General features: G+C 58.9%; 21 protein-coding genes. 16 read left to right on the top strand and 5 right to left on the bottom strand.

Annotated features, from left to right (window positions below):
* Positions 1–246: 246 nt before the first annotated feature.
* Entirely contained in the window at positions 247–1,197 is a 951-nt protein-coding gene (locus ACYVI2_RS06800) for a DUF3829 domain-containing protein (protein ID WP_415820505.1), read from the top strand.
* Between the two features lie 49 nt (positions 1,198–1,246).
* Here the strand turns inward: ACYVI2_RS06800 and ACYVI2_RS06795 are convergent, their stop codons facing one another.
* Genes ACYVI2_RS06795 through ACYVI2_RS06785 form a run of 3 tightly spaced genes read right to left on the bottom strand, consistent with a single transcriptional unit; the run spans position 1,247 to position 3,566 of the window.
* Entirely contained in the window at positions 1,247–1,573 is a 327-nt protein-coding gene (locus ACYVI2_RS06795) for a DUF3325 domain-containing protein (protein WP_415820506.1), read from the bottom strand.
* Positions 1,566–3,245: a PepSY-associated TM helix domain-containing protein gene (locus ACYVI2_RS06790; RefSeq protein ID WP_415820507.1), complete on the bottom strand. Its 1,680-nt coding sequence runs from the start codon at positions 3,243–3,245 to the stop codon at positions 1,566–1,568. The genes ACYVI2_RS06795 and ACYVI2_RS06790 overlap by 8 nt, the downstream gene beginning before the upstream one ends.
* Before the next feature lie 33 nt (positions 3,246–3,278).
* Entirely contained in the window at positions 3,279–3,566 is a 288-nt protein-coding gene (locus ACYVI2_RS06785) for an iron uptake protein (RefSeq protein WP_094822418.1), read from the bottom strand.
* Between the two features lie 364 nt (positions 3,567–3,930).
* On the opposite strand from ACYVI2_RS06785, the gene ACYVI2_RS06780 reads away from it, so the two are divergent.
* The 4 genes from ACYVI2_RS06780 to ACYVI2_RS06765 all read left to right on the top strand — a co-directional run bounded on the left by ACYVI2_RS06780 (position 3,931) and on the right by ACYVI2_RS06765 (position 8,259).
* Positions 3,931–5,949 (top strand): TonB-dependent receptor, encoded by a 2,019-nt coding sequence (locus ACYVI2_RS06780; protein ID WP_415820508.1) that lies wholly within the window; start codon positions 3,931–3,933, stop codon positions 5,947–5,949.
* A 2-nt stretch (positions 5,950–5,951) separates the two neighbouring features.
* Positions 5,952–6,239 (top strand): hypothetical protein, encoded by a 288-nt coding sequence (locus tag ACYVI2_RS06775; protein ID WP_415820509.1) that lies wholly within the window; start codon positions 5,952–5,954, stop codon positions 6,237–6,239.
* A complete protein-coding gene (locus ACYVI2_RS06770) occupies positions 6,232–6,549 on the top strand; it encodes a hypothetical protein (protein WP_415820510.1) in 318 nt (105 codons plus the stop codon). Before ACYVI2_RS06775 ends, ACYVI2_RS06770 begins: the two co-directional genes overlap by 8 nt.
* Positions 6,550–6,612: 63 nt before the next feature.
* On the top strand, positions 6,613–8,259 hold the full coding sequence (locus ACYVI2_RS06765; protein WP_415820511.1) for a PepSY-associated TM helix domain-containing protein: 1,647 nt from the start codon (positions 6,613–6,615) through the stop codon (positions 8,257–8,259).
* Between the two features lie 23 nt (positions 8,260–8,282).
* Here the strand turns inward: ACYVI2_RS06765 and ACYVI2_RS06760 are convergent, their stop codons facing one another.
* On the bottom strand, positions 8,283–9,176 hold the full coding sequence (locus tag ACYVI2_RS06760; protein ID WP_415820512.1) for a LysR family transcriptional regulator: 894 nt from the start codon (positions 9,174–9,176) through the stop codon (positions 8,283–8,285).
* 322 nt (positions 9,177–9,498) lie between these two features.
* Between ACYVI2_RS06760 and ACYVI2_RS06755 the strand changes: the two genes are divergently transcribed.
* The 11 genes from ACYVI2_RS06755 to ACYVI2_RS06705 all read left to right on the top strand — a co-directional run bounded on the left by ACYVI2_RS06755 (position 9,499) and on the right by ACYVI2_RS06705 (position 20,916).
* Positions 9,499–10,461, top strand: coding sequence for a tripartite tricarboxylate transporter substrate binding protein (locus ACYVI2_RS06755; RefSeq protein WP_415820513.1), 963 nt, complete (start codon positions 9,499–9,501; stop codon positions 10,459–10,461).
* Between the two features lie 20 nt (positions 10,462–10,481).
* A complete protein-coding gene (locus ACYVI2_RS06750; RefSeq protein WP_415820515.1) occupies positions 10,482–11,426 on the top strand; it encodes a tripartite tricarboxylate transporter substrate binding protein in 945 nt (314 codons plus the stop codon).
* A 43-nt stretch (positions 11,427–11,469) separates the two neighbouring features.
* Complete coding sequence (locus ACYVI2_RS06745; protein ID WP_415820516.1) at positions 11,470–12,264, top strand: creatininase family protein; 795 nt, start codon at positions 11,470–11,472, stop codon at positions 12,262–12,264.
* A complete protein-coding gene (locus tag ACYVI2_RS06740; RefSeq protein WP_415820517.1) occupies positions 12,261–13,055 on the top strand; it encodes an HpcH/HpaI aldolase family protein in 795 nt (264 codons plus the stop codon). The genes ACYVI2_RS06745 and ACYVI2_RS06740 overlap by 4 nt, the downstream gene beginning before the upstream one ends.
* The gene (locus ACYVI2_RS06735; RefSeq protein ID WP_094837462.1) at positions 13,055–13,852 is read left to right on the top strand and encodes a maleate cis-trans isomerase family protein; all 798 of its coding nucleotides are present in this window, start codon (positions 13,055–13,057) and stop codon (positions 13,850–13,852) included. The genes ACYVI2_RS06740 and ACYVI2_RS06735 overlap by 1 nt, the downstream gene beginning before the upstream one ends.
* A 3-nt stretch (positions 13,853–13,855) precedes the next feature.
* Positions 13,856–15,121, top strand: coding sequence for a Zn-dependent hydrolase (locus ACYVI2_RS06730; RefSeq protein ID WP_415820518.1), 1,266 nt, complete (start codon positions 13,856–13,858; stop codon positions 15,119–15,121).
* Between the two features lie 93 nt (positions 15,122–15,214).
* On the top strand, positions 15,215–16,201 hold the full coding sequence (locus ACYVI2_RS06725) for a hydroxyacid dehydrogenase (RefSeq protein ID WP_415820519.1): 987 nt from the start codon (positions 15,215–15,217) through the stop codon (positions 16,199–16,201).
* Positions 16,202–16,452: 251 nt separating this feature from the next.
* Positions 16,453–16,662, top strand: coding sequence for a type II toxin-antitoxin system VapB family antitoxin (locus tag ACYVI2_RS06720; RefSeq protein ID WP_415820520.1), 210 nt, complete (start codon positions 16,453–16,455; stop codon positions 16,660–16,662).
* Positions 16,649–17,023 carry a type II toxin-antitoxin system VapC family toxin gene (locus tag ACYVI2_RS06715; RefSeq protein ID WP_415820521.1) on the top strand — a complete coding sequence of 125 codons (375 nt, stop codon included), beginning with the start codon at positions 16,649–16,651 and terminating at the stop codon, positions 17,021–17,023. Before ACYVI2_RS06720 ends, ACYVI2_RS06715 begins: the two co-directional genes overlap by 14 nt.
* Before the next feature lie 48 nt (positions 17,024–17,071).
* Entirely contained in the window at positions 17,072–19,726 is a 2,655-nt protein-coding gene (mutS, locus tag ACYVI2_RS06710) for a DNA mismatch repair protein MutS (RefSeq protein WP_415820522.1), read from the top strand.
* Between the two features lie 50 nt (positions 19,727–19,776).
* A complete protein-coding gene (locus ACYVI2_RS06705; protein WP_415820558.1) occupies positions 19,777–20,916 on the top strand; it encodes a ribosomal protein uL16 3-hydroxylase in 1,140 nt (379 codons plus the stop codon).
* Positions 20,917–20,945: 29 nt separating this feature from the next.
* On the opposite strand, the gene ACYVI2_RS06700 is transcribed toward ACYVI2_RS06705, so the two are convergent.
* Complete coding sequence (locus tag ACYVI2_RS06700) at positions 20,946–21,428, bottom strand: CesT family type III secretion system chaperone (protein ID WP_415820523.1); 483 nt, start codon at positions 21,426–21,428, stop codon at positions 20,946–20,948.
* Between the last annotated feature and the right edge of the window lie 13 nt (positions 21,429–21,441).

Raw genomic sequence — 21,441 nt, 5'->3', positions numbered from 1 at the left:
CGCAGCAGTAAATGGCCATCCGATTGCGCATGGCCGGCCCGGTGTCATGAATAGTGGCATTGCCCTGTCAGCACCGTTCTCTCTCTGTCTGATGTTTCCTCATCAGTCTCTTGCGCGGGTCTCTCGCCTGTGCGCCGCGATGCGTCAATGTTCCTGACGAAAATCTGAATACGACGGTTGTCTTGTTCCACCACTACGTTAAATGACGCAGCTTGCCGTCAGGCCGGCAACTGTGTTGGAGTCTATATGTCTTTTCAAATGAAACCCCTGTTTGCTGCCCTCGTTGTTGCGGGCACGCTGATTCTGAGCGGCTGCAATGACGACAACAAACAGGCCGCCCAACAACCCGAAGCTGCGCAGGTGTCCGCGGAGCAACAGGACATCATCAAGTACAACGCGTTCATCGACGCGGCCAACGGCAATTCGTTTGCCAAGGATCTCGCTGATCACTTGAAATACTACGCGGACGATATCAAGAATAAAAAGCCTCTGACCAATTATTCTGTGGTCAGCACCTATAACATCAAAGCCACGCGCGAGGAGCTGGACAAGGCCCTGGCCCTGCCCGGCAACTTGCCCGAGCTCGACGCAACTGGAAAGCCGCTGAAAGAAGCCTTGGCCAAGCTCGAGCCTATCAATGCCGAGCTGAGCAACTACGCGGAATCAAAAGGCTATCTGGCCGATGACAGCAAAAAAGCTCAGGAAAAAGAAGCGGAATTTGTCGCCGCGCTCACCGAGGTCGCCAAGACCCAGAACGCGTTCTTTGAGGCGATCGCCAAGCGTGATGAAATCAACACGCGCGCGGCCTTTGAAAAGGCTCCCAAAGACACTATCGAGTATTACCGCGCCGGCCTGATCGTGTACGCCAAGGAGGCCGCCAATCGTTCGGACGCCTTCTTTGAAACCAAGGGCGAACAGAAAGCCACGGACGCTCTCAAGGAAAGCCTGAACAAGACCGCTGAGATGGTGGACGGCTGGAACAAGAAAGTGACCGAAGCCAAGCCCGGTGGCTGCTCCAGCGTGACGATGGCGATGAACAGCTTTCTGAGCAGCGGCCGCAACGCGATTGCGCACGCCGCTCGCGGAGACTACCAGCGCGGCCAAGGCATGCTCATGGGCCCGATGCAAATGGACGCGCAGAGCTTTACCCAGGATTTCAACAATCTAATCAACAAGCTGAACGAACAACGCTGCTAAACGCACAGCGTGAGCGAGCGAGCTCAGGGCAACCCGAGCCCGCTCGCGTCTAGTTCAGCTCGGTACGAATTCCCGGTAGCAATACCGCCAACCAACGCGCGCGCCACGACAGCATAAAGGCGACGACCAGCGCCGCAGCAGCCAAGGTCATAAACCACACCAGCGCCGCCATCGTCGCGTGATCCACCGCCAGACACAGCATCAAAGCCCCTAGCAGGGATAGTCCGCCCAGCCACCGGAGCCGTCGCCCTAATGCCGGCGAGCATGCAACCTCGCCATAGACTTGCTCCCAGTGCGCCTCCATCGCCAATGCCAGCCACCCCATCCCGGCAAGGGCGAGCACAAAGGCAAACAACAACACCAAGCTATCAGGCATGGGCAGGCCCCGAGGACTCAGGCTGCAACACGGGCACCCGTTGCGCGCGCTGCTTCAGTTTGCGAGCGGCAAATAAAGCGACGACTGCACCCGCCAACATGAACAGGTCCACTCCCGCCACCGGCCAGTAGCCCGCACCCAGCGTACGCAGCAAGTGATCGCCCGTCGTGGCCCAATTGAGCAACACCGCGACGACGGCCAAACCGGCCACCGCCAGGCATTGCTCGCGCCACGCCGGATTCAACCGTCCCTGCGCGACCGGCCCCGACCGCCAAAACGCATGCACCATGGCGAACGCCCAGACACCCCAGAAAATATAGCGTTCCATCGCCTGCCGTTCCGGCCAGCCCGCTCCCATGGAATCAGGCAGCAATCGATTGGCAATCAAAATCCCCAAGGTCGCGACCACCATGCCTGTCACGGTGGTCACCGCCAACGCGTCTACCACGCGCGCCCCTTGACTGCCCTGCTTGGCGTGTTGCCGTTTGCGTTTTTCGACAAAGAATAAAAAGCCCGTGGCGATGCACACGCATCCCATCAGCCCGCCCAACACATACAGCCATCGCAATAGCCAATGACGGAAGTGCTGCAAATGCAGACCAGTCAGAAACTCGTTCACGCTATCGACCGCACTGCTTGGCGGATCCTCGCGCAACAGCTCACCCGTGGACGCCTTGAAGTGAATCCCCTCGCCGGTCAAGGCGATACGATCCGTGCCGGCGCGGTAAACACTGACGTAGCCATTCGCGTCACCGACGTGCCGCATCGCCAGGAACCCGACCTCTCCGGCCATGCCCTTTTCTGCCCAGCGGCGTTGCGCCTCGACGACCATCGCATCGACAGAAGCCATCGGCGCAGCAACGCCGGCCCGGTCATGCGGCAATCCCGTTTCCTCGGCATCCAGACGCTCGTGCAGCTCGTGCAACGGCTCCAGCTGCGTATGCGTGATGGGAAAATAAATCCCCGCAAATATCACCAGGCCGGTAAAGGCAAAGAAGAAATGGAACGGCAACGCCACCACGCCGGTGAGATTGTGCAGATCGAGCAGGCTGCGCTGTTTGTTCTTGTTGGGCCGGAAAGTGAACAGCTCCCGAAACAGCTTGCGATGCATGATCACACCGCTGACCAGGGCCGCTAACATGATCAGTGCCGCCAACCCTACGATCCAATAGCCGACATTCTTCCAATAAAACGTCAGGCTGTAGTGCATAGGATAGAAAAAGCTGCTGCCTATCTTGAGCCTGTCGTCCGGCAGAGACACTCCGGAACGGGGATCAATCGTACGCAGCGCAAACACACGCGTATCGTGCTCTTTGGCATTGGGCACTTCATAGCCGACAAACAACCCCAGCACGGGATCCCGATGCGTGGTGTACGCGCCCCAGACTGACGGCGTCGTAAAGTGCGTGGGAACCGGGCCATTGACCTTGTTGCGCAGTTGATCGATCCGTTCGGCCGAGGGCTGCATCGTTTCGAAAACGGGCTTGAGCACCTGATCAAACGACGGCATGGGCTGCGCCTCGAAACGCGAGGACGGGATCGCCCACCGATCGATCTCGCGGTCAAATACCGACAAGGCGCCAAAGAAGAACACAATCATCAACACAAACCCGAGCACAAGGCCGAACCAGGTGTGCAACCAAGCCATACTGAGGCGTAAATTCTGGAACATAGAGGCTCCGATCTCTTTTTAATTTTCGTCGGTTCAGACCAACATGTGCTGAATCAAAGAAGCCGATGCCGTCATCAGCCCGCCTCCGCCTAATAGCACCAGCCACACGCGCGGCATGCTGCGAGCGGCAAACGCCCATAAAAAAACCACCAGGAACACCAGGAATCCCAAGATGTTGCACAGGTGTTCGGCATCGTGAAACTCCATCCCTGCCGCAAACAGGCCTGCCACGCCCAGGGCGATCCCACCCCAGGTAAAGACATAGCCGCCCAGCAAAGCCGCCCCAATACGCCCGGCGATGTGAATCTGTTCTGTAGTCATATTTGATATGCGAGTCTTGCGCTGATGGCGTGTCACCAGCCCTCTGGACGGCATGCGCCCAGCCTCACTTTTTCAGCTAACTGTCAATATTGACACAAAATCGCATAGAAGAAAGAATTTTTTAAAATTCGATTATAAGATTGATTCTTGTTTAGAATTCAAGGGCTTTATATCCTCCCTGCCAGCCGATCGTACCGTCCCCAACAATGCGGCAGGAGGATCCACGCCCTCGCATCCCATTTTTCCGATGACACCCCGCCTCCCGAACCGACGCGTCACCACGCTTGCCTGCTTGTCCGCCCTTGCCATGATGGGCGCCCATCTGTCTGCCACGGCCCAATCTCAAAACGCCACGGAGGCGACGGTGACGCTGCCAGACGTCAAAGTCACTGGCACGAGCGAAAGCGATAACAACCTGCCTGCGGTCGCACCTGGCGGCAAGACCGCCACAGGCGCGCGGCTCGGGATACTGGGCAACGCCAACGTCATGGATGCGGCCTTCAGCGTCAAGTCGTATACATCCGAGTTGGCCCAAGACCAGATTGCCATGAGCCTGGGCGATGTGCTGCTGAACGATCCGTCGGTGCAGTACACGACCAACGGCGGGCATCTGATCGAGAACTTCACCATTCGCGGTTTTGGCGTCACGGCAACGGATATCGGCCTGAACGGCATGTACGGCATATTGCCCATCAGCCACGTGCCCATGGAGTTCATCGAGCGCGTCGAAGTCCTGAACGGCCCCAACGCCATGCTGGGCGGCATTTCGCCTAGCGGCGGCGTCGGCGGCATGATCAATCTGGTGACCAAACGCGCCGGCAGCAAGCCCATTACCGAATTCACCACCACGTACTCATCGAAATCGTACTTTCAGCAACAGGTCGACCTGGGCCGGCGGTTCGGTGACGATGACCGATGGGGCATCCGATTCAACGGGGTCTATGGCAACGGCGAGACTGGCGTATCCGGCCAAAAGAAAGGCCGCACGCTAGGCGCGCTGGCGCTGGACTATCAAGGCGACGACTTCAATCTGCAACTGGATGCGTATTCCAACCGCGAGGACATCGAGAACGGCAGCCCCGCGCAGTATTCCATGGCCAAACTGGGCTACCTGGTCAGTCCGCCTGACTCCAGCACGAATATGTTCCGCGGCACGCGCGGTTACTCGCGGACCTCGGGTTTCTTGATGCGAGGCGAATATCAATTCAACGATAAGACCAGCGCCTATGCCGCCTTTGGCGCCGCCAACACCGTAGCGAACGGCTTGCAGTTCGGCACACGCGTTGTCGTGAACAACGAGGACGGCGACGCCACGGGGTACGTCTACAACATCAATAGCATCACGCACACGCGCACGGCAGAGCTCGGCCTGAAAACACAGTTGCAAACCGGCCCCGTCTCGCACAAGGTCACCATGGCGCTGAACCAAATGACCTATAAATACTGGTTGTCCAACACCGCCAACACTGGCTGGGCGCAGAATATCTACGACCCGGTCTCACCCGATGTCCCGGTAGGCCCCAACGGCGCCGCCCTCAACACCGACAACGTTTACAAAGGTGTCGCGCTGGCTGACACGATGGGGATATTCGACGACAAGCTGCTGGTCACACTGGGCGCACGCTATCAAAGCGTCGAGCAGAAAGTCTCGGACAGCAAAAAATCAACGATCACCCCGGCTTTCGGCGTCGTCTATAAACCCTGGGGCGACGATGTGGCGCTCTACGCGAACTACATCGAAGGCCTCTCTCCTGGCGCTACCGTCGGTACGGGCTATGCCAATGCAGGCGAACAGTTTTCACCCTATCGCACCAAGCAAGGCGAAATCGGCCTCAAGATCCGTTCGGACAGTATGCTGAACACCTTCAGTCTATTCCGCATCGAGCAGCCGTCGGTCGTCACGAACGCCGACACCAACACGCAGAGCGTGGACGGAGAGCAGCGTAACCAGGGTTTCGAGTGGAGTTTCTCCGGCCAACTGACGGACACCGTTTCGCTGCTGGGCGGTTTCACCTACACCGATGCCCGCTACCATCGCAACACCGAGGCCCTGCAAGGCAATACGGTCTACGGTGTGCCGAAGACCGCCATCACGCTGGGCGCAGAATGGCGCACTCCCGTACAAGGCTTGAGCCTGAATGGCCGTGTGACACGCGTGGGCGAACAATATCTGAACTCGACCAACACCATCAAACTGCCCGCCTGGTATCGCTTTGACGTCGGTGCGGCCTACGCCACCAGAATCCAGAACACGCCCGTCACGTTCCGCGCCTATGTCGACAACGTGTTTGATCACGACTATTGGTCGGGCGTCTTCAACGATAATTTTGCCATGCTGTCGGCGCCTCGGACCTTCCGCCTGTCGGCCACCATCGCGTTCTGATCATGCTGGCACTCGCTCTCCTATTGGGAACCCTCGGCACGATCTGCGTCGTACTCCGTCATCCCAATCAGGAATGGCGCGAGGGGCGCCGCCTGCCGGCAGGTTGTGGCTGGCTTGGGTTGGCGCTCATCGCCGCATCATTCTGGGCCGCGTGGCAAGCCATGCGGCCAGTGGCATCTGTTTTTGTCATTGCGACGCTGCTGATGCTGACCTTTAGCCTGATCCCCGCGATCGGCCCTGTCTGGCGAGCCCGCCAGACTCATCGGCAAGATGACGACACGCATGACTGAGCGTCCCGCAAAAATACAACGAGACTGGGTCTCTAAAACCATTGCCGGCACGGTGCTGGGATTGGCGCTCGCGCTCGCGGCCGGCGGCGCCGTCATGCGTCTGTCGTCGGCCACACCCATGATCGCCGCCCAATTTGCGATGTGGATCGTGCCGCCCGTCTGGATGGGCGTACTCAGTCTGTGCTATTTATTTCGCAATGGCCTGCGCACCTGGCTGTGGCTGGGCGCGGCCACGCTGTTGGCCTATGCGCTGCTCTATGCGCCTGACGTGGTGCGGTACGCGACGACGTCCGCTGCCCCGACGCCCTGACATGGCCGGCCACATGACCACGTCCACCGTATCCACGCCCTGACATCGCAACACAGTTCATCCATGGTTCGTCCCGACATCGTTCGCCTTTACAAGAGCCTGCATACCTGGACCGGCATCATTTCCGGCATGGCGCTGTTCATTGCGTTTTATGCTGGCGCACTGACGGTATTCAAAGAGCCCATCGCGCGTTGGGTATCGCCGCCCTCGCCTGGTCTCGAATCCGCCACACTGGCTGATGCCCCTCGACTGATCGAGCAAGTATTACAGGAACGTCCGCAAGCCAGCCGCGAGTTCATGCTGTATCTGCAGGCCAGCGAAAACGTCCCTGCCCCGCTTTCCTGGCGAGAACTCTCTGCGGGAGCCCTGCCCTCCGGCCACGACGGGCAAGCCAATGCACAGCACTTTGCCGCGCGCCTCGCAAACGATCGCGTCGTGGTCGAACAACATACGCCCTCGGCTCTGCCTGAATTTATCGATACGCTGCATCGCGTCGTCGGGCTGCCCGAGGATATCGATCCCTATCGCCGCGTCATGGGCGTCATCGCCGCACTCTATGCGATCGCACTGGTCTCGGGCCTCATTGTGCTGCTGCCCACGCTGGCCAAGAGTCTGTTCGCCCTGCACATCGGGCCGAATCTGAAGCGCATGTGGCTCGATGCGCACAACCTGATCGGCCTGGCCAGTCTGCCTTTTCACATCATTATGGCGTTGACCTCGATCGTGTTCGCCTTTCACGACGATATTTTCGCGATCCAGGACCCGATGATTCATGGCGGCAAACTCGAATCCATCTGGCGTGGGCCTGCACCCCCAGCCCAACCGGACGTACAGGCCAAACCCGTACCGCGCAATCCCGCGGACATGCTGCCGCCCGCGGCGCTGCTGGCAAAGGTCAAGGCCATCGCCCCCGATTTTGTGCCCAAGACAATGCAATACACCCAGGTCACGGGCCCTCGAGCCACCGTGCGCATCTGGGGCTTTGACGACAAAGACATCGCGCGATCGGATCAAGGAGGACTCGTCAGAGTCGATCCGTATTCGGGAAACATTCTGGATACCGAATTATTGCCCGGCCAACAATCCCCAGCGGCAGTCACCCTGACCAGTTTCTTTACTCTGCACTTTGCCAATTTTGGCGGCACGCCAGTGCGTTGGCTGTACTTCGTACTGGGCCTGGCGGGTGCGTTCCTGTTTTACTCGGGGAATCTGCTTTGGATCGAATCGCGGCGCAAAGCCCAACGCAAGGGACAACCCATGCCGGTGCAAACGAAGCCGACGCGGGGAATGGCAGCCGCCACCATTGGCGTCTGTCTGGGTTGTGTATGCGGCATATCCCTGAGTGTGGCCGCAGGCAAATGGCTGCACGGCATCGTCGCCGATCTGGCCGCATGGCATATGGCCGTCTATTACGTGGCGTTCTTTGCCTGCATCGCCTGGAGTTTTTACGTCGGCGCGGCTCGCGCCAGCGTGCACCTGCTGTGGCTGGCGTCGTTGAGTACGCTCGCCATTCCGCTCACGTCGCTGGTGGCGTGGGCAATGCCATCGCTGGGTTGGTGGGCATACGGCACTGTGGCTCCGTTGGGCGTGGATGCGACGGCACTATTGGCCTCGGTTGCATGGGCTTGGCTGGCACGCATGACAGCGCGGCGCGCGATGCGTGGGCGTCCAGACAGCGTATGGGCATTGTCTACATCAACGCCCACTTGATCTCAGCGACCTCACAGTCGATTTCACTCCAACAATGGATGCACGAACGCCGATTCGCGAATCTGTTCGCAGGTGATGCGCACAAATTGCGCCACGAGTTGCGCCTGCCGTTGGTTGGCCGGATGAACGACACCAACCTCACGATGCAGTTGGTGCTCTCCCAGATCGAGAACGCGAACGGATGCTTGATGACGCCCCACGTCCTTTATCGGCACCAGCGCGGCGCCCAGCCCAGACGCCACCATTTCAAGAATGGCGTCTACATCCTGTGACTCCACCTGGTATTTAGGCACCAGACGCTGGCTCTGCAAAAAACGATCGACGACCCGTCCGCCAAAGGACGCGCTGTCATAACGGATAAAGGGCAATGTTTTTAGAATCTGCCGCCAATCATCGCCCGCGACATTCGCTGGGCAGATCACTTTGAATGGTTCCTGCAGTAAAGGTACCCATTTCAACTCTGGTGGCAAAGCGAAGAAAGGCTTTACCACGATCGCAGCATCGAGCTTGCCGTGATCGACCAGGGTTAACAGCGGCATCGAGCCTCCCAGCTCCAGATGTGTACTGACATCAGGGTACTCACCGACCAATGCCTGAATGATGCGAGGCAGGTATTGACGCTGCATGCTCTGAATCGCCCCCAATCGCAAATGCCCACGCAGCGCCGTGCGTTGGGACTGATCGCATAGCTCGTCATAAAGATGCAGTATCTGGGTCGCTCGCGCCACAGCGTCGGCACCGGCAGCATTGAGCTTCACTTGGCGTCCTCTGCGATCAAACAGCGATGTCTGCAAAGACTCTTCCAGGCGCTGGATCTGCGCGCTGGCAGCGGCCTGAGTCAAGCCGATGTGCTGTGCAGCGGCCGTGATACTGCCGTGCTTGGCGACGGCCACCAGTGTGCGAAGCTCTTTCAACATAGGTACACAAATAATATTTGTGAATCACACAAAAAAATAGAGTTTTTCAATTACTCGATCTATATATACCATCTTCTCCAGGCTAGACGAAATGGTTCAATTTCCGTTGATGCCTACCACGCCTGACGTGTCGAAGAATACGGACAAGGCAAAAGTTTTTGTTTGAATTCAAAAGCTTAAAAAATCACAAGGGGTTTTAATCATGATGCATATCCGCTTTTTCGAAAGAGGTCTTCGTACAAAGATCCCGGCGCCATCGCCGGGCTGATCATGGCCTGAGTGTAAGTAATCCACTTTCACTTTCTTCCTATCCGGAGGGGCCATGCACCGCTTTTGCGTCTTATCCGGGCTGCTCGCGATCCATAGCGTGATCGCGTGCTCACCGGCATTTGCTCAGGACTTTCCACATAAACCCATCACGCTGGTGGTGCCGTTCACCGCGGCGGGCGGCACCGACCTGACCGCTCGTCTTTTTGCCCGTGCATTGGAGCGGCAATCAGGTCAACCCGTAACAGTGTTGAACAAGCCTGGCGCAGGTGGCGAAATCGGGATGAGCTATGTAGCCAGATCCGAGCCCGATGGCTACACATTAGGCATCATCAACACACCCAATGTGCTGACCATCCCCATCGAACGGCAAGCCCAATTCGATCTGACTTCGTTCGCCCTCATCGCCAATCTGGTCGATGACCCCGCGACATTCAGCGTACATGCCGATCGGCCTATCCTCTCCATTTCCGACCTAGTAGAGGCCGCCAAACGCAATCCGGAGGGCCTGACATATGGGACAGCAGGCATAGGCTCGGCCGGGCATATCGCCATGCTTATGCTCGAACAGGCCGCTGGCATCAAGCTACGCCATGTCCCATTCAAAGGGACCGCCGACGTACGCACCGCGCTGCTTAGCAAACACATTGATATTGCAGCCGCGAATCTCAGTGAAGCGTTGGCCTTTTCTCAAGGTTCGCGCTGGCGCACGTTAGGCGTCATGAAAGCGACGCGATCCACCACGGCTCCCGACGTGCCGACGCTGGCAGAAGCCGGCTACGCGTTACAAGCCGGCTCACTGCGCGGCATCGGTGCACCTGCTGCCATCACGGCACAACGTCAACATCAAGTCGCCGCATTAATAACAAAAGCTGCCAACGATCCTTTATTCATCGAGGACGCACGCAAGGCAGAGCAAGACATCAGGGTGATTCCCGGAGACGAGTACAACAGGGCACTGCAGGAACAGCAGACGCAATTCCAGGCCCTGTGGAAAACATCCCCATGGAACCGCTGAATCCCTTGGAGTCCCATACCATGAAACAAGTCCTCTGCTGCGCCCTGCTTGCCCTGCCCTCACTGTGTTCGGCAGCCTACCCCGCTCATCCCATCAATCTCATCGTGCCGTTTCCGGCTGGCGCGGGTTCGGATCAAACGGCCCGCACGATTGCCGCCTGCATGGAAACCAAGCTCGATTCGGCTCGCATTGTCGTCCTCAACAAACCGGGCGCTTCGGGTGATATCGGCCTGACGGCTTTGGCCCGAGCCGAGCCCGACGGCTACACAATCGGTCTGGTCAATACTCCTGGCGTGATCAGCCTGCCTATCGAACGCAAAACGGCCTATACGCTAGAGAGTTTCGACTTTATTGCCAACCTGGTTGAAGACCCCGGCACGATCAGTGTCCATGCAGACAGTCCCATCCATTCGATCCAGGACTTGATCGCCGCAGCCAAAGCCAAACCCGGTGAAATCACCGTTGGCACACAAGGCGTCGGCTCCGCGGGACATATCTCCGCGCTCTCGCTTGAACATGCAGCGGGTATTCAACTTTCTCCCGTGCCATTCCAAGGAGCCGCTCCCGCCAGTGTGGCACTGCTAGGCAAAGTCGTTGACAGCACAATGGCCAACCTGGGTGAAGCCATCACATTTGCCAACGGCAAACCCTGGCGCATTGTAGGCGTGATGGGTGACAAACGGGCCGAGCAGGCACCAGACATCCCCACGTTTCACGACGCAGGATATGAGGTCATTGGCGGCTCGATGCGTGGATTGGCGGGACCACGCGGTATGCCGGCCGAGGTGATCGCCGATCTGAGCCGGGCCGTGGACGAATGCAATCACGATCAAACCTATCTCAGCCGCGCCAAGGCTTCTTTTCAACCCCTGCGCTATCTCAAACGCGACGACTACATCGCCAGTCTGAAAGCCGTCGATCGGCAGTTACGCGAGCTGTGGACGGTGAAGCCGTGGCAACAGTGAACAGCTCTCTTTTTTTCTAGCACACACAAACAGGCCCTGCATTATGCGAACAGATCAACACCCCTACGATGACATCCGAGCCTATCTGGCAGAACGCGATACCGTCTTGATCCCTGTCGGAGCCGTTGAGCAATACGGCAGCCATCTGGCTACAGGCACCGAATTGCGCATCTGCGAATCCATTGCGACCGAGATCGGTGAGCATACGGGCTTGGCGGTAACGCCCATCGTTCCCGTCAATTATTCGGCCATGTTTCTGGACTACCCCGGCACCTTGTCGGTGGAAATGCACACGATCGAATCCTATTTAAAAGACATGTGCGATGCCTTGGCCGGCCAGGGGTTTCGCCATTTCTTTTTCATCAATATCCACGCGGGCTCGCTGGGACCGATCGAGAGTGTTTGCCGCCATCTGCGTCGCAAATACGACGCGGTTGGCGGCCTGATCGATGTGTTCTCGATCATGCGCGATGTGGCTGGCGACAGCCTTCAGACGAAACGCTCGCCCAGCGGCCATGCCTCTGAAATGGTGACCTCCGTGGCATTGGCCAAATTTCCTGAGCTGGTTTTTATGGACCGCGCACGGGCCACAGAATCACTGCGCCCCTTTACCGCTGACGTCAAGACCGTCAGCAGCGGCAAAGTGTCGTTGGGCAAATCGAGTTTTGCGGTATTCAGCGACATCAGCGACTACGCTCCCATCGGCACTCAGGGCGACCCCACCCATGCCAGCGCCGGCGTCGGACACGCCATCTGGAATGCGACCGTTCAGTATATGAGCGAGGCCGCACTCAAATTCAGCACCATGTCCTTTACCTCGGAAGCCGCCGCCTCATGAAACAAAACCCACTCAAGCAGCTTTGGACTCAGAACAAACCTGTATTTGGCACCTGGGCGACCATGGTGCATCACCCCCGCTTTATGAAACTGCTCGCCACGACTGGCCTGGATTTCGTACTGATCGAAATGGAGCACAGCGACTTTTCGATCGCTGATGTGGCGACACTCTGCCTGGTAGCGCGCGAAGCAGGCATCGTACCCATCGTGCGCCCCGCAGGGTCGGACTCTCATGACTACACGCGCCCGCTGGATGCCGGGGCAATGGGTCTGCTATTGCCCAATATCGAAACGCCGGAGCAACTCGAACAGATTCTGCGTTACACCAAATACTATCCCGATGGACAACGCATTCTGAACATGCGGGGACCGCACACGGACTACATCAAACTGTCGTCACCCCTATCCCAGGCCGCGGAGATCAACGCCAACACCGCCACCGTCGCCATGATGGAAACGCGAGTCGGGCTGGACAATCTGGACCGTATCTGCCAAGTACGGGGCCTGGACGCCATCATGATAGGTCCCGATGATCTCACCCAGGATCTTGGCATTCCGGGTGATATGCAACACCCGCTGTACCAAGAGGCCGTCGAACATGTCATTGCCACATGCAGCCAACACGGCATTCCCTGGGGTTTCAGTTGCCAGGACCTGAATGCCGCCGAGCGTTGGATCGCCCGCGGTATCCGCTGGATGCCGTTCAGCAACGATGTCAACGCCCTGTTCAATACTTTCAACACGGCGGCTGCCGGCTTGAAACGCCTGGCAGCACGCGAGGAGACTGCATAATGCCCGTTCAAACGCTGATGAAAACGACCGCGCAATACCGCCCCTATGGCTGGCGCGCGAAAATTGGGCTGATCGTCCCATCGACCAACACCATCAACGAGCCCGAGTTCTACCGGCTGGCTCCCGAAGGTGTCACAATCCACACGGGCCGTGCCATCAACGCAGGTCCTGCCACACAAGAGAACTACGACCGCATGGCACAAGGCGTGCTCGAAGCCGCCGATCTGATCAAGACTGCCGAAGTGGACGTCGTGGCCTATGGGTGCACGTCCGGTTCGATTGTCTGCTCATTGGACGAACTGTGCGATGGGATGAGCGAGCGCGTCGGCGTCCCAGCCATCGCCACCGCAGGCGCGGCAGTGGCGGCATTACGTGCACTAGGCGCCAAACGCATCGCGGTGGGTACGCCTTATATTGATTTCGTCAATCAACGCGAGCGCGATTTCCTGGAACAATATGGCTTTGATGTAGTATCGATCCAAGGCCTGGATCTGGGCCACACGCAGGAAGAAAGGCGCGATATCGGGCGTGTTCCGCCACAATCTACGTTCCAGTTGGCCCGAGCCATCGATCGCGCGGATGCAGACGCCATCTTTCTATCGTGCACCAACTTGGCCACGATTGATATGATCGCTCATATCGAAGACGAACTGGGCAAGCCTGTCGTCACCAGCAATCAAGCCACTTTCTGGGCATGCTTGCGCCTGCTGGGCCTGTCTAACGCGATCCCAGGCTACGGACGGCTGCTCACAGACCATCTGGCGCCGATCTCCCGCGCCGATTACTCATTGGTATAACCCATGAGCCATCTCCCCGATCCGGATATCGACCTGGCAATCCGCCTCTTCGAGACTTTGCGTACACAGTCGTTCGACGGACTGGGCGTGACCCGCGACACCTACGGTGCCGGAGAACAACGCGCCCACGACTTGATGCAGAACACAGCACGCCAATTAGGTCTGGAAACTCGTGTTGATACCAGTGGCAATCTCTACATCACATTACCGGGACATTATCGGGATCGGCCCGTACGGTTGACAGGCTCGCATCTGGACTCTGTACCTGCCGGCGGGAATTTCGATGGGGCGGCAGGCGTGGTCGCAGGATTGTCGGTGCTGGCAGGTTGGCATACGGCCGGCTATCGGCCACAGGCCGACGTTACCGTCATGGCGATTCGCGCGGAAGAAAGCACCTGGTTTCCTTACTCATATTTGGGCAGCAAGGCCGCCTTTGGTTTGGTCGACGCCTCGGTGCTCGAGCTGCCACGCGCCGATACCCGCCAGACGCTACGTGAACATCTGTCCACCTTGTCTATTGACCCGGCCGCATTCGGACGTGCTGCGCTAAACCCCACCGGGATCGATCGCTTCATCGAGTTGCATATCGAACAAGGCCCGACGCTGGTCGACGCCGACATACCTGTGGGCATCGTTACCGGCATCCGCGGCAGTTTTCGATATCGCGACATGCGTTGGATCGGCGAATACGCGCACTCCGGTGCAGTCAACCGGCGTTACCGACGCGATGCCGTGCGTGCCGCAGCATTGTGGATGACCGCGCTGGATAAAACCTGGGCAGACCTTGAGGCTGATGGCGAGGACCTCGTCGTGACAGTAGGCCAACTATCGACCAACCCGGCTCAGCATGCCTTCAGCAAGGTGGCCGGCGAACTGGACTGCTGCATCGACGTACGCAGCATTAGCGTTCCCCTGCTCGAGCGGTTTGATCAGTTGTTGCGCGATCACGCGTTGGACACAGCGCGAGCCACCTCCACCGAGGTGCACTTTGGCCCCAAGACAGGCTCGCAACCCGCCCTCATGGACACAAAGCTGATCGCCCAATTGACTGCCTTGGCCTCGGCCCGCGCCATCCCTGCGCTGGCTATGCCCAGCGGGGCAGGACATGATGCGGCGGTGTTCGCGCAACAGGAAATTCCGACCGCCATGATTTTCGTGCGTAATCAAAACGGCTCACACAACCCTCACGAGGCCATGGACATATCGGATTTCGCGATGGCGACGCAATTACTGTCCGATATTCTCGCCGCTGACCACACGGCTATGTAGTCATCAAGAGTCCCCGGCAGTGCCTACAGGTGCACAACGGCTCTCCTTTTTCGTTCCGGCTTGAATGCCGGGATTTCTCGAGGCAACCCACCGATGAAATGTCTGATCGTTCAACCCATTCATGAACAGGGGCTGGCAATGCTGCGCACGGCGGGCATCACCTGCGTCACCCCTAAATCTGCATCCATGCAAGACGTCGCCGACGCCATTAGAGACTGCGATGCTGTCATTACCCGTAATGCGGGCTTGAACACGCTCGCCATCGAATCCGCTCCGAAACTGCGTATCATCGGCAGCCACGGCGCGGGTACCAATGCCATTGATCTCGCGTCAGCCGAACGGCTGGGAATTCCTGTTGTAAACACTCCCGGCGCCAACGCACGTTCCGTGGCAGAACTGGCCCTGTCGATGATGTTGGCGCTGGTCAAACGCACGGTGGTGCTGGATCAGGCTGTGCGCAAGGGCAATTGGGATGTGCGGTATGAGCCCGGTTTGCAAGAACTTTCCAGCATGTCGCTGGGCATCGTCGGCTTTGGCCAGATCGGACGATTATTGGCACGGATGGCGGCTGGCGGTTTTGGGATGGCAGTACGTGTGTACTCTCCCTCGGTCGCACCCGAGGAAATTACCGATGCCGGTTTCGAGTCCATCGATAGCCTGCCCGAGCTAGTCCATCAGGTCGATGTCCTGTCCTTGCACCGTCCCTCCCGTCCTGGCACCGGTCCACTACTGACGGATACTCTGCTCGCCTCTATGAAACCGGGGTCGCTCATCATCAATACCGCGCGAGGCGACTTGGTAGATGAAGCCGCACTCGTACGCCATCTAGCATCCGGTCAGATAGGTGGAGCAGGCCTGGATGTATTTGCCCAAGAACCACCCGCGATTGACTCGGCGCTACTACACATGCCTCACGTCCTCTTGGCGCCTCATGCGGGAGGCAGTACTGAACAAGCTCTGGCCCGTACCGCCCGAGCAGTCGCCTCTCAGGTGATTGACGCGCTACAAAATCAACGGCCCGCCCATCTGGTTGCACCTGCAGTGTGGGAGCGGCGACGCGACCTGATCAGATCCGTGTGAGATAAATCGCCATTTGCCAACTTTTGAACCCGATCCAGTCCGAATTTGCGGCAATGAGATCTCGAACCACTCGTCCGCAGGCCTGAGGACGTATCCTGCCGCCCTTACCAATACTGCGCCAAGCGTTGGGCGATGGCCCTCTCCATTGCAGAAAAATCAGTACAAATGCAGACCTCCCTCTCGAAATCATCAATTTTTACATCAAATGATGCTAAATTTGATGCTAATCATATAGAACGCGGGAGCAGATCATGCGAACAACCATAACGTTGGACGATGAATTGGTTGCTAAAGCGAAAGATTTTTCCGGCATTCAGGAAACATCCGCATTACTCCAGCAGGCTTTGAAACAAATGGTGGAAATCGAGGCCTCACGGCGCTTGGCGCGCATGGGCGGCTCTTCGCCCGATCTTAACCCGGTGCCTCGCCGCCGGTCGGACCCTGTCGATGATCCTAGCTGACACTTCCATTTGGATCGATTTCCTTGGCAAGCCAGGCAATCTGGTGCTTGAACATCTGCTTGACGATGGCCAAGTCACCACGCATCCCTACATCATTGGGGAACTTGCATTGGGCAGCCTGTCCAATCGCGATGTCATTCTCAGCAGTCTGATGGCCTTGCCTCAAGTCAAAGCAGCCACATTTGAGGAGGCGTTGCATCTACTGCATCATGCAGAGCTGTATGGTCTAGGTATAGGATATGTCGACCTACACTTGCTCGCCTCTACGCTGATGACAGATGATGTCCGTCTATGGACTCGCGACAGGCGCCTGCAACAAGCATGCGCGAAGATAAACGTTCCGACCTATTCACCCCATTAGCCACTCATCCCACTTCCGCCGTCTCCCTGGCCCGATACAATACCGGGCATGAATTCCGCACCGCAAAAATCCCCTACCGATTCCCTGGCCGGCCATACGCCGATGATGCAGCAATATCTTCGCCTCAAAGCCGAAGCGGGGCCGTTGCTGCTGTTCTATCGCATGGGCGACTTCTACGAAATGTTCTACGAAGACGCCGAGCGCGGGGCTCGCTTGCTGGGTCTGACCTTGACCAAACGGGGCGCCTCGAACGGCACGCCGATTCCCATGGCGGGCATTCCGGTGCACGCCATGGAGCAATACCTGGCCCGTCTGGTTGCCCAGGGTGAATCCGTCGCCATTTGCGAACAAATCGGCGACCCTGCGGCCTCTAAAGGTCCGGTCGAGCGGCGCATCGTGCGTATTGTCACGCCCGGCACCCTCACCGACGAAGCGCTGCTGCCAGCCAAAGCCGACCGCGCACTGGCTGCCGTCTGCATCAGCGGTAAAGCACGCAACCAACGCGCCGGATTGGCTTGGTTGAACTTGGCCAGCGGCGAGTTTCGCGTGACCGAATGTGCCCCCGCGCAGATCGAGTCCGAGTTACATCGTATTGCGCCAGCAGAATTGGTCTACGCAGAAAGTGCCGAGTTGCCCCTGTCGTTCGACGGCGCCCGTACGCGCGTCCCCGATTGGCATTTCGAGAGCGATGGTGCACGCGCGCATCTGTTGGCGCACTTCAAGACCGATACCTTGTCGGGCTTTGACGTGGACGACATGCCGGCAGCCATCTGCGCGGCGGGCGCGTTGCTGCGTTATGCCGCACGGACGCAATCGCAGGCCTTGGCCCATGTGCAGAGCATTGCCGTTGACCGCCCGGGCCAGTATGTATTGATGGACCCGGTCACGCGCCGCAATCTGGAGTTGACTCAAACCCTGAGTGGTGAAGACTCCCCGACCTTGTTCTCATTGCTCGACAGTTGCCAGACACCGATGGGCAGCCGGTTGCTGCGACGTTGGCTGCATCACCCCTTGCGCGACAATGCGCCTGCGCAAGCCCGGCAACAAGCCATCGCCGCCTTGCTGGCGGGTCGCATGGACGTGGAGCAGACCTTTGGTGCCGCAGGCTTGTTGGAAACACTGCGTGACGCACTGGACGCATTTCCCGACGTCGAACGCATCGCCTCGCGCCTGGCGCTACGGTCGGTGCGCCCCCGGGAACTGGCCAGCTTGCGAGACGCGTTGTCCGCCCTGCCCACGTTGCGCGAGTTGCTCGAGCCGATGGAGAGCACGCCTCGCCTCGCGCAGCTCGCAGCCCATCTCTCGCTGGACCCGGCCATTGCCGATCTGCTGAACCGCGCGATTGCCCAGGAGCCGGCTGTCGCCATCCGCGACGGCGGCGTGATCGCTGCCGGCTTCGATGCCGAGCTGGACGAGCTACGGGCGTTGGCTGCAGACGGAGGAGATTTCCTGCTGCAGCTGGAGGCTCGCGAGCGTGAGCGGACCGGCATCAATAACCTGCGCGTCGAGTTCAATCGCGTGCATGGTTTTTATATCGAAGTCACCAAGGGCCAGACCGACAAGGTGCCCGACGACTACCGCCGCCGCCAGACGCTCAAGAATGCCGAGCGCTACATCACGCCTGAACTGAAGTCCTGGGAAGACAAAGTCCTGTCCGCCCAGGACCGCTCGCTGGCTCGGGAAAAATGGTTATACGAGCAGGTCCTGGATGCACTGGCAGCGTTCGTGCGCCCGCTCTCGGAGTGCGCCGTCTCACTGGCAGAACTGGATACCCTGGCCGCATTGTCTGAGCATGCACGCCGTCATGGCTGGGTCGCGCCCGAGCTGACCGAGCAGGCCGATATTTCCATCGAGGCGGGCCGTCACCCGGTGGTGGAGCGTACGATCGAGCGCTTTACGCCTAACAACTGCTCGCTCGACGCCACGCGCCGCATGCTGTTGATCACCGGCCCTAACATGGGCGGTAAATCCACCTATATGCGGCAGATCGCCTTGATCGCATTGCTGGCACGTACGGGCAGCTTTGTGCCTGCACAACGCGCCACCATCGGCAAACTGGACCGTATTTTCACGCGCATTGGCGCGGCAGATGATCTGGCGGGCGGACGCTCGACTTTTATGATGGAGATGACCGAGGCAGCTGCAATCCTCGCAGCCAGCACGCCGCACAGCCTGGTGTTGATGGATGAAATCGGCCGAGGCACTTCCACCTATGACGGTTTGGCGTTAGCGTGGGCAATAGCGCTGCGTCTGATTACGCACAACCAGGCCCTGACCTTGTTTGCCACGCACTATTTCGAATTGACACGTCTCCCTGCCGAGCAGCCCACTGCCGCCAACGTGCACTTGGCAGCCGCCGAATCCGCGGGAGGCATTGTGTTCCTGCACGAGGTCCGCGAGGGGCCTGCCAGCCGCAGCTATGGGATTCAAGTCGCCCAACGAGCGGGGATTCCCGCAGCGGTCATTCGCCATGCCTCACGTGAACTGGAACGCCTGGAAGCCCAAGGCGCACCTACGCCGCAGCTGGGCCTGTTCGCCGCAGCCCTGGACGCCGACGCGCAAGCCAATGCCGCCAGCGATCGTTCCGAAGAATCGGCGGCGCTGGACACGCTGCGTGACGAACTGGCCCACATCGATCCCGACAGCCTGACGCCACGCGAGGCGTTGGAAGCCCTTTATCGCCTCAAAGCTTGCCTACCGTGAACATCAACGAACCCTTGACTCTGCTTGGCGGCATCAGCGCCGCCGACTTTATGCGTCGCTTCTGGCAACGCAAGCCGTTGCTGATCCGGCAGGCGATGCCGAATTTCAAACCGCCGGTCAGCATTGCGAATGTGAAAAAGCTGGCGCGCCGCGATGATGTGGAATCACGCCTGATCTGGCGCGAGGACGGCGCTTGGCAAATGGAAAACGGCCCCTTTGCGCGCCTGCCCAAACCTGCGGAGCCGGACTGGACGCTGCTCGTGCAAAGCGTGGATCTGCACGACGATGCCGCCATGGCGTTGTTGCAGTTGTTCCGTTTCATTCCGGATGCACGTCTGGACGACGTCATGATCAGCGTGGCCTCGGATGGCGGCGGTGTGGGGCCGCATTTCGATAGCTACGATGTTTTCTTGCTGCAAGCCTCGGGGCGCCGTCGTTGGCGCTATGGCCGGCAGAAGGATCTGACCCTGCAACCCGGCTTGCCGCTCAAGATACTGGACAACTTTACGCCCGAACACGATGTCATCCTGGAACCGGGCGACATGCTGTATCTGCCGCCTCAGGCGGCGCACGATGGCGTTGCCGTCGGCGGCGACTGCATGACGATTTCGATCGGGTTTCGCGCGCCCACACAGGCCATTCTGGCACGCGGCCTGCTGGAGGCTGCCGCGGATCAAGCGATGGCACGCATCGGCTTGCTCGGAGGCCCGTATGGCGAACCCGCATTGCCTGGACCAAAGCTCGATGCGCTTTATCGTGACCCGGGCCAACCTGCAGTCGAGACCCCCGCCGCCCTGCCCGACGACCTCGTGCAGGCCACCCTGGACACCTTGGCCAAAGTCCGTTTCGACGATGCGCTGGCCTCTCGTTTCCTGGGCTGCTGGCTGACCGAGCCCAGCAACCTGAGCGTGTTCGATCCGCCGGCCGAACCGGTCGTCGACCTAGGGTCGGAATGGCCGGACAGCGGCTATCTGGAGTTGGATCGCCGCACCCGCATGCTGTATCGCGGCAAGCAATTGTTCATCAATGGCGAAACCGCTATCGTCACCGCCCACCCTGCATTACGCGCCCTGGCCGATGCCCGCCGCCTGTCATGCGACGACCCGCGCTGCCGCAAACTGGGCGAAGATGAGCGCGAATGCCTGATGGATTGGCTGGATGCCGGTTGGTTGCATTATCGGCAAGCCTAGGCCATCGGCAACCGTTCCGAACGGCTTGATCAAACGACGAATATCTCGCGGCCAATGTCACTGTCAGACTCGGCGCTCTGGTTGTCATCGGCTCGTTCGGGAAAGAACAGCCGCAGTTTCACCAGACGCCACGCCTCGATAAAGTCCTCCATACGGCTGACCACATCGTCGTGAGACATCTGTACGACAGGCAGACGATGAACCAAAAACATCGGCCCATAACGGTCAGTCAGCGCGATAGCCCCGAGATCGCGCATGTGCAATAGAAAGTTCATGTATAGGCAGACTTGCGGATCCAGCGTCTCCATCTGACCTTCGTCTGCTAATAGGGCGCTGATCATCCACGCCCCCCGGTCCACGTCGTTAGTGATACAGATGATAAGAGCGTCGTCCAGCGCGATAGTGCAAACGCCCTCGTCGAAGGAGAGCGGCAAACCCATGGTCGCGCTCAACTGTTCGAGGTGCGTTTCAGAAGTCGTCATAGTATTCATGGTCATGGTTTCAATCATCATCAGGAATCAAAGC

The organism is Bordetella tumbae (assembly GCF_054780995.1).
Note: the sequence above shows the minus strand (reverse complement) of the source record. Positions and strands in the feature narration are given on the sequence as shown.